The organism is Otariodibacter sp. (assembly GCF_029256985.1).
Lineage (GTDB): Bacteria > Pseudomonadota > Gammaproteobacteria > Enterobacterales > Pasteurellaceae > Otariodibacter.
Map to the genome: position 1 here is coordinate 1 of NZ_JARIDQ010000044.1, position 7,251 is coordinate 7,251.

A 7,251-nucleotide genomic window follows, 5' to 3' on the forward strand; every position below is an offset into this window, starting at 1 on the left:
CTAATGATAATCTTCTTATAGAAAAATATTATTCAGCAACAAGTTATCAGCACAGCGATATTAAAAATGTAAAAAATGAGATAGACAGTGCAGACTATCTATCTCATCAAATTGTGTGGCTTAAAAAGCTTTCTCTAAGACAGTTGTAACATCATATAACTTGCAATAAAAATCGTGTTAATTTTATTTTGAGTTGAATCTGATCGAGATGTCATAACAAGCGGACGCGTGGTTCCTGCAATAATGGAAGCAGCATTTTTCTTAGCATAATGAATAATTGCTTTACTTAAATTATTTGCTTCTCTTAAATCAGAAGAAAGTAAGATTTGTGCATTGCCAGCCACAGGACCAGTAATATGTTTAATTTCTGCTAATTCTTTTGAAATAGCACCATCTAAACTCAATGGACCATCAACGATACAATTTTTGATTTGTCCTCTACGATTCATTTGAGTGATAATTGCACTATCTAAAGTGTCTGGCATTTTTTCAGAAACAGTTTCAACCGCACCTAGTAAAGCGACTTTAGGCTCTTCTTTATTGAAGTTTTGATATACGCTAACGGCATTATTTAAAATTTCAATTTTTTCATTTAAATTTGGATTAATATTAATTGCACAATCTGTCAAAAATTGTAATGAATCATTATAGCCATCAAAAACAGTGATCTGACTTAATCTTTTACCACTAGCAATTCCGATTTCTTTATCCAATACTGCTTTTAAGAAAGTTGAAGTATGAACTTGTCCTTTCATAGGTAAGTGAATTTTTCCTTCTTTCAATAATTCAAATACCTTTCTAGGAGCCAAAGATACATTCTCCACGGGTTCTATATAGATATTATTACCCGAAAGTTCATGCTCTTTTAGCAATGATTCTATAGTATCTTTTCGATCAACAAGAACAAACTCAAAAAAATGATATTGAGCAATTTCCTTGATAATTCTAATTTCTTCACCACTAATTCCAGCAATACCAATTTTAATATTACGATTTATATTTTTGACTTGATTACAAATATCTTCAATTCTTTTCATTGTTCACCTCAATAGCTGTAAATTGTCTCTATTCCCTTTAAACCTCGTAAAGCTCCAAAAGCTAAAGACTCGATTTCATTATCATCAGGCCAAATATAAACAGGAGCCATCCACTCAATCATTGGCATTAAATGGTCAATAAATCGTTTTGAATACGCTAATCCACCTGTTACGATAATACCATCTGGTTTAGCTCCTAATGCTGCTGATGCTGCACCAACACCTTTACCAACTTGAAACGCCAAAGCATGAAAAATTAATGCAGCATGTTCATCACCATCTTCAATCATTTTTTCTACTTCAATAGCATTTCTAACTTTTAAATGTGCAAGGATTCCTCCACCACCATTAATGATATTTTTTAATTCATCCTTGGTTTTTTCACCTGATAAGCAATATCTCATCCAGTCACCAGCGGGTAATGTACCCACACGATCTAATCCAAACGGGCCATCTCCCTCTAATCCATTTGTTATATCAATAACTTGTCCTTTGCGATGGGTCCCTACAGAGATACCACTGCCTAAATGGGTTATAACCAAATTCAAATCTTCATATTTTTTACCCAACTCTTTTGCTAATTGTTTAGCTTTAGCTTTATGGTTGAGAGCTTGGAAAAAACTAACTCGCTTAATTTGAGGTAAACCTGTTATCCTAGCGATATCAATCATTTCATCTACACAAGGTGGATCAACCGTTAAGCAAGGGATTTTTCCTTCAGACATTTCCAAAGCAATTTTACAGCCCAAACCTGATGGATGCATACCGTAATTTCCACTTTGTGCATCATCTACCATTTCCTTGCTAATATAATAAACACCAGAATGTAAAGGTTTTACTACTGGGCCTCTTGATACAATAGCTTGAAGATCTGAAAGAGTAGTTTGATTTCTCTTTAGAAACTCTTCTACGACATTCTTTCGATATTCATATTGTGACCAAATGGAATCAAACTCTTTAAAATCTGATTCTGGATGGCGAATAACCTCTGTGATTATCTCTTTTTCATCTTCATATATAGCAAGTTTTGTAGAGGATCCACCAATATTAATAATCAATAACTTCATAACAAGATCCTTATATGTATATTTACCTATCTGTTATAATACATAAATACTTAAAGAGAATTTTTTAATAGCATGTATCATACTCCCAAGTTTGACCGCCAGCTTCATATCCTCCGTCTACTACGTACACAGAACCACTCATATAACTTGAAGCATCAGAACTTAACAAAACTATCAGTCCAATTAATTCATCCGGGCGACCAGGACGTTTCATTGCGATACGATCTAGCATGAATTCAGATTTAGTCTTATCTGACCAGTAAACTTCGGAAAGAGGAGTTCTAATTGGGCCAGGGGCAATTGCATTAGCTCTCACACCATGTTTAGAAAGCTCAATTGTCAATGATTTAGTTAGAGTAATGATACCATTTTTAGTCATACCATACGGTGCGCATCCACCTAATACACTTAAACGACCATTAGTAGAAGCAAAATTAATGATGCTACCTGACTTCCTCTCTACCATGTGATATCCGACTGTTTGACACATAAAGAAAACACCTTTTAAATTTATATTCATAATTTTATCGTAGTTTTCTTCAGAAAAATCTAAACTACCTTTTCTAATATTAATTCCTGCACAGTTGATTAGCACATCAATTTTTCCAAATTCATTTATTACATCATTAACACAAGTTTTTATAGAATTTAAATTTTGTAAATCTAATATAAATTTTTTGACTTCTCCACCAAATCCTTTTATTTCATCTTCCACTATTTGAAGACTATCAGCATTAAGATCACATAAAGCAACTTTAGCACCTACTTCAGCTAATCCTTTTGATAATGCAGTGCCAATTCCTCCTCCAGCGCCAGTAAATAGTACTACTTTATCTTCCAAAGAAAATAACTTTTCTAGATTTTGTCCTATTTTCATAAATTACTCCTTACACTGAATTAAATTACTTTATATTTTGTTAGGATAAGTTTACACAACTTTCTTAATTTCAATGTCATAATAGAAATGCTATTAAAATATAGAATAAATATGCCATGTTTTAAGAGTACAAATATTTATTTCATAGCTTCTTGTTGTTTTTCCGCTTCTGCTCTAATTCCACCACCTAAATTTGCCCAATAATTTCCAATAACTGGACCTAATACCGCAGATATAACAGCAATAATAATTCCTGGTAATGCCGCTTCTGGAAAATCTTTAAATACATTAGAAGCTATAATAGAAGCTAATATTGTATTTTTGAATCCTACTTCAATGGCTGTTGCTCTTGCTTGTGCAATACCAAAATGAAATATTTTTGAAATACCAAAACTAATAATTGTAGGAATTAGGATAAATAACACAACGGCAATAAAAAGTTTGATATCTAAAGATTCTATTAATTTTTGTTTATTCAATCCTACAATGATGCCTACCATTAATGCTAAGGCAAGTAATGAAAATAATGGCGAAAACTCTGAAATTTTTACAGCTGTTTCTCTAAATAATGCTTTTATCGTCAAACCTACTACCAATGGTAATACTACGTTAAGTAAAACACTTGCAATCATTTCTCCACCATCAACTTCCGTCATTTGCCCTACTAATAACAAAGAAAGTAACGGCATAAAAATGGGTGCTAATAAAGTACCTAAAGAAGTCAATCCTACAGATAGAGATACATCACCATCTGAAATAAAGGTTAAAACATTAGTGATAACTCCGCCAGGAGTAGCTCCACATAATAATAAGCCTATTGCTAATCCAACTGGGAGTGAAATAACATTAACAATTCCATAAACAACAATACTAGAAACTACAAAGACCGAAACCACCCCAACTAGTATGGTTTTAGGTCTTTTTACAAGTTCTTTAAAATCATCAAATTCCATAGTCAAAGACATACCAAACATGACTATAATCATTCCAAGATTTAAATAACTTGATGCCCATAGAAAGACTTGAGGAAAGTAAAAGGCTATAATCGCTACTATAATTGTGAATATAGCAAAATGCTTTTGTACTTGTTTGGCTATTGTCACAAGAAAATTCATATATACTCCATTCTTCACAAAAATTTACTTTCTAGTATCAACATCTGATCCACTAGCTTATAATCTGTCTATAAAAAAATGACAACAATTTCACAATGTTCAATCAAAACAAGTTCTGTTGTTGTCATTTATGCTCCTATGCTATCAAAGTATTATTGTGCATTAATTTGAGCAACTAGCTTACGGAAATCAGCTTCTTCTAGTGTACGATGCTCTGCAAGAGAAAGTTCCTTAACGGCCATTAATAAGTCTCTTTCTTTTCCTTCTGGAACAGAAAGATTTAATTTTTCTAGCCAATATTCTACATTGCGAATACCACTCTTTTTACTCATAAGAAGTTCTGGCATTTGTTGCCCAACCATAGACCAATGATACGGCAACATGATTAAAGGATCTTCATCTTTTACATTTAGCCACAAGTTGGATGGTAACCCTGTTTCCCATAAGAAAATTTTATCTCCAACCACTGGTTTTGTAGGAGAAACAGGAATTCTTGCACATTTTGAAACAAACTTAGAAAGTTCTTTAAATTCAGTCATATCTAATCCTGAACTTTGGCCATACATAGCTTCCAATGCAAGGGCTAAAGGTTCCATCGGTGTTCCTCCAGCTCTTTCACCTATACCATTTACTGTGGTATGTACAACAGATGCACCAGCTGTAAGACCAGCAATTGATGTTGATACCCCCATTGCAAAATCATCATGGAAGTGACATTCTATTGGTAAGCCAGGGAATGCTTCTCTTAATTTACTTACTCTATGGAAAGCCCCCTCTGGAGACAATACACCAAAAGTATCTACTAAAGCTAGTGAGTCAATATGACCTTCTGCTTTTACTTCACCAACTAAATTGATTAAGTAATTTAAATCTGCTCTTGAAGAATCTGCTGGGAAGAAAGTTACTTTCATACCCATTTCATGAGCTGCAGTTGTCGCTTCTCTCGCTGATTTTATTGCGCGATCCACATCCCATCTTTGACCAACTTTTAATAGATGCTCACTACCTACAAGTTCAGCAATAACTCCATCAACACCACATGATTTTGCTAATTCCATATCTTTTACCATGTTTCGTACGAAAGCATAAATATCTGCTTTCAGTCCTAAACTGGTAATTTCTTTAATTGCTTCTGCATCTTCAGCTAAAGCTGCAGGTGTTCCTGCTTCAATTCTTTGAACACCAGCTTTATCCAGACGTTTAGCAATTTCAATTTTTTCTTCTTTGGTAAAAATAATACCAGGTTGTTGTTCTCCATCTCTCAATGTAGTATCGAGAAATTCAATTTTTTCTGGAAAGTTAAATTTGCTTACTACACTTTCATCGTAATTTGAAGGACTGACCCACCATTTACCATTCTCTTTAAAACTCATAGTAATTCTCCTCGAATTATTGTTGATAAAAAATAAATTTAAAGATGACGTAGCATATTTTTATACAAATACAAATAAAAAACATACAATACTATTTAATATTGAATTTAATATATATTTCAATATATTAATAATAATTATGTATAACAATTTAAAAAGTAAAATATTAAAAGATAAAACTAGATATAAGATAAGAATAATTGTAGTAAATATATAAATAAGAATTAAGAGGGTAGACTATAATATCTAAATTAAATATTAGCTATAACACAGCTACGTATAGATTTTTATAAATCTGAACAGAAAAATATTACTTATTAAAATACAATATTAAAAAAGATATCAAGTAATCTCTAATTGCGTACGCAATCTTACCACAAAAAACTTACTTGATATTAGAATTAAAATTTAAAAATGTGATGAACATCACATTTTTAAATTTTATAAAATAAGATGCTATTCTAGATAACTAGACTAAATTAGTTTCAACCAATTGTTTTAACATATGAATTTCAGTCTTTAAGTCATTGTGATTAAAATGCGATTTGCATTTATTTAAATACAGCTTGAAATGAGTTCTGGGAATAATATTATATTTGTATAAAGAGAATTTTACTTATCTCTAAAATTTTCAATCTCATTAATGCACTCAAAATGAGCAAATGAATGATTAAAACCTAAATAATTTCTATACAAAAAGAAGCTGAAATAGGTATGTCAAATAAAAAATTATGCTGTAAGTATGGTATTGTTAAATTAACTCTTTACAAATAAAAAGCAAGACGTAATAAATAAAATTTAGGGTGTTTTGTAGAGTATGTAAGCAAAAAGTTCTTAATAAACTTAAAGTTACTCAAGATAGCAAGGTTGTAGAGGTTTTAATAGGAATCACTGAAAAACATAATTGCTGAAGGTTTTCTTAAAGTGTTTTAATCACATACGAAAATTAGGTTATTTGTGGGAATTATAAACGTATAAACTATTTTTATACCACAAAACTTATGCCGTAAAGCTAAAAGACATTTGTCGTCGTAAAATTCTCAACCACTCAATGTACCTAAAACATTAGGTTCATGGTATGAATTTTATGAGTGATAGATTGAATAACAAAATCTATTTCCATACTTTTAATATGGCTGACGATTATAATCATGAAGTTTTAGGTATGATATTGGAACAAGCATTCCAGTATTGAGCTATTCGCTATCTGACCGGTTAGCTGAATGACATAATGGTTATCCTAAATAAATTTGTGTAGATAATGGCAGTGAGTTTACTTTTAGCATATTTACTGATTGGACCTCGACTCGTACGAGTATGGTATCTGTATAGTTTTAAGAGGTATTGTAGCATAAAATTTGTTTATTACACCTAAAGTTTAGTAATTATATTGCTTATTTTTAATTAATTTATAATGAGTTATCTTTATAATTAATAGATTTCATACTGCTAATCTATAGCAATTAATAGAAAATATTCTTCTACCTCCCGTAATACAGTATTACGGTTATCAAAAATATCTATATGTAACATAGCCCTAGTATCTTAGGAAAGCTGGTACCTATTGAACTGTTGAAAAAGCAATAAATATCGTCATACTATCTACTACAATAGCTAATATGATCTTCAATTATGATTGTTCTGATAACTCATTTGTCTGATATTTTTCACGCAATTCTTTTGCAACTCTTGCAATGGCTTCGCCACTGCCAATGCCTTGTTGCATCAGTTTCTGAATTTTTTCAACAGCTTGCTGCTGTTGCTCATGAGTTAAGGAAAGTA

The 7,251-nt window shown here is 31.6% G+C and carries 6 protein-coding genes; all 6 read right to left on the bottom strand.

Annotated features, from left to right (window positions below; genetic code table 11):
- Nucleotides 1-134 precede the first annotated feature (134 nt).
- Nucleotides 135-1,037 (bottom strand): phosphate acyltransferase, encoded by a 903-nt coding sequence (locus Q1J40_RS04540; RefSeq protein ID WP_301098856.1) that lies wholly within the window; start codon nucleotides 1,035-1,037, stop codon nucleotides 135-137.
- 8 nt (nucleotides 1,038-1,045) lie between these two features.
- Nucleotides 1,046-2,104: a butyrate kinase gene (gene buk / locus Q1J40_RS04545; RefSeq protein WP_301098857.1), complete on the bottom strand. Its 1,059-nt coding sequence runs from the start codon at nucleotides 2,102-2,104 to the stop codon at nucleotides 1,046-1,048.
- A gap of 64 nt (nucleotides 2,105-2,168) precedes the next feature.
- Entirely contained in the window at nucleotides 2,169-2,981 is an 813-nt protein-coding gene (locus Q1J40_RS04550; protein WP_301098858.1) for an SDR family NAD(P)-dependent oxidoreductase, read from the bottom strand.
- A gap of 137 nt (nucleotides 2,982-3,118) precedes the next feature.
- Nucleotides 3,119-4,096, bottom strand: a complete 978-nt coding sequence (locus Q1J40_RS04555; protein ID WP_301098859.1) for a bile acid:sodium symporter family protein — start codon at nucleotides 4,094-4,096, stop codon at nucleotides 3,119-3,121.
- A 152-nt stretch (nucleotides 4,097-4,248) separates the two neighbouring features.
- Nucleotides 4,249-5,469: a LeuA family protein gene (locus Q1J40_RS04560; RefSeq protein ID WP_301098860.1), complete on the bottom strand. Its 1,221-nt coding sequence runs from the start codon at nucleotides 5,467-5,469 to the stop codon at nucleotides 4,249-4,251.
- Nucleotides 5,470-7,099: 1,630 nt separating this feature from the next.
- Nucleotides 7,100-7,251: YoaH family protein (locus tag Q1J40_RS04565; RefSeq protein WP_301098861.1), on the bottom strand; the 152-nt coding region annotated here is incomplete at its 5' end.

Coding starts and splice junctions, on each gene's coding strand:
- Q1J40_RS04555 (WP_301098859.1), bottom strand. CDS start 4,096: ATGAATTTTCTTGTGACAATAGCCAAACAAGTACAAAAGCATTTTGCT.
- Q1J40_RS04540 (WP_301098856.1), bottom strand. CDS start 1,037: ATGAAAAGAATTGAAGATATTTGTAATCAAGTCAAAAATATAAATCGT.
- buk (WP_301098857.1), bottom strand. CDS start 2,104: ATGAAGTTATTGATTATTAATATTGGTGGATCCTCTACAAAACTTGCT.
- Q1J40_RS04560 (WP_301098860.1), bottom strand. CDS start 5,469: ATGAGTTTTAAAGAGAATGGTAAATGGTGGGTCAGTCCTTCAAATTAC.
- Q1J40_RS04550 (WP_301098858.1), bottom strand. CDS start 2,981: ATGAAAATAGGACAAAATCTAGAAAAGTTATTTTCTTTGGAAGATAAA.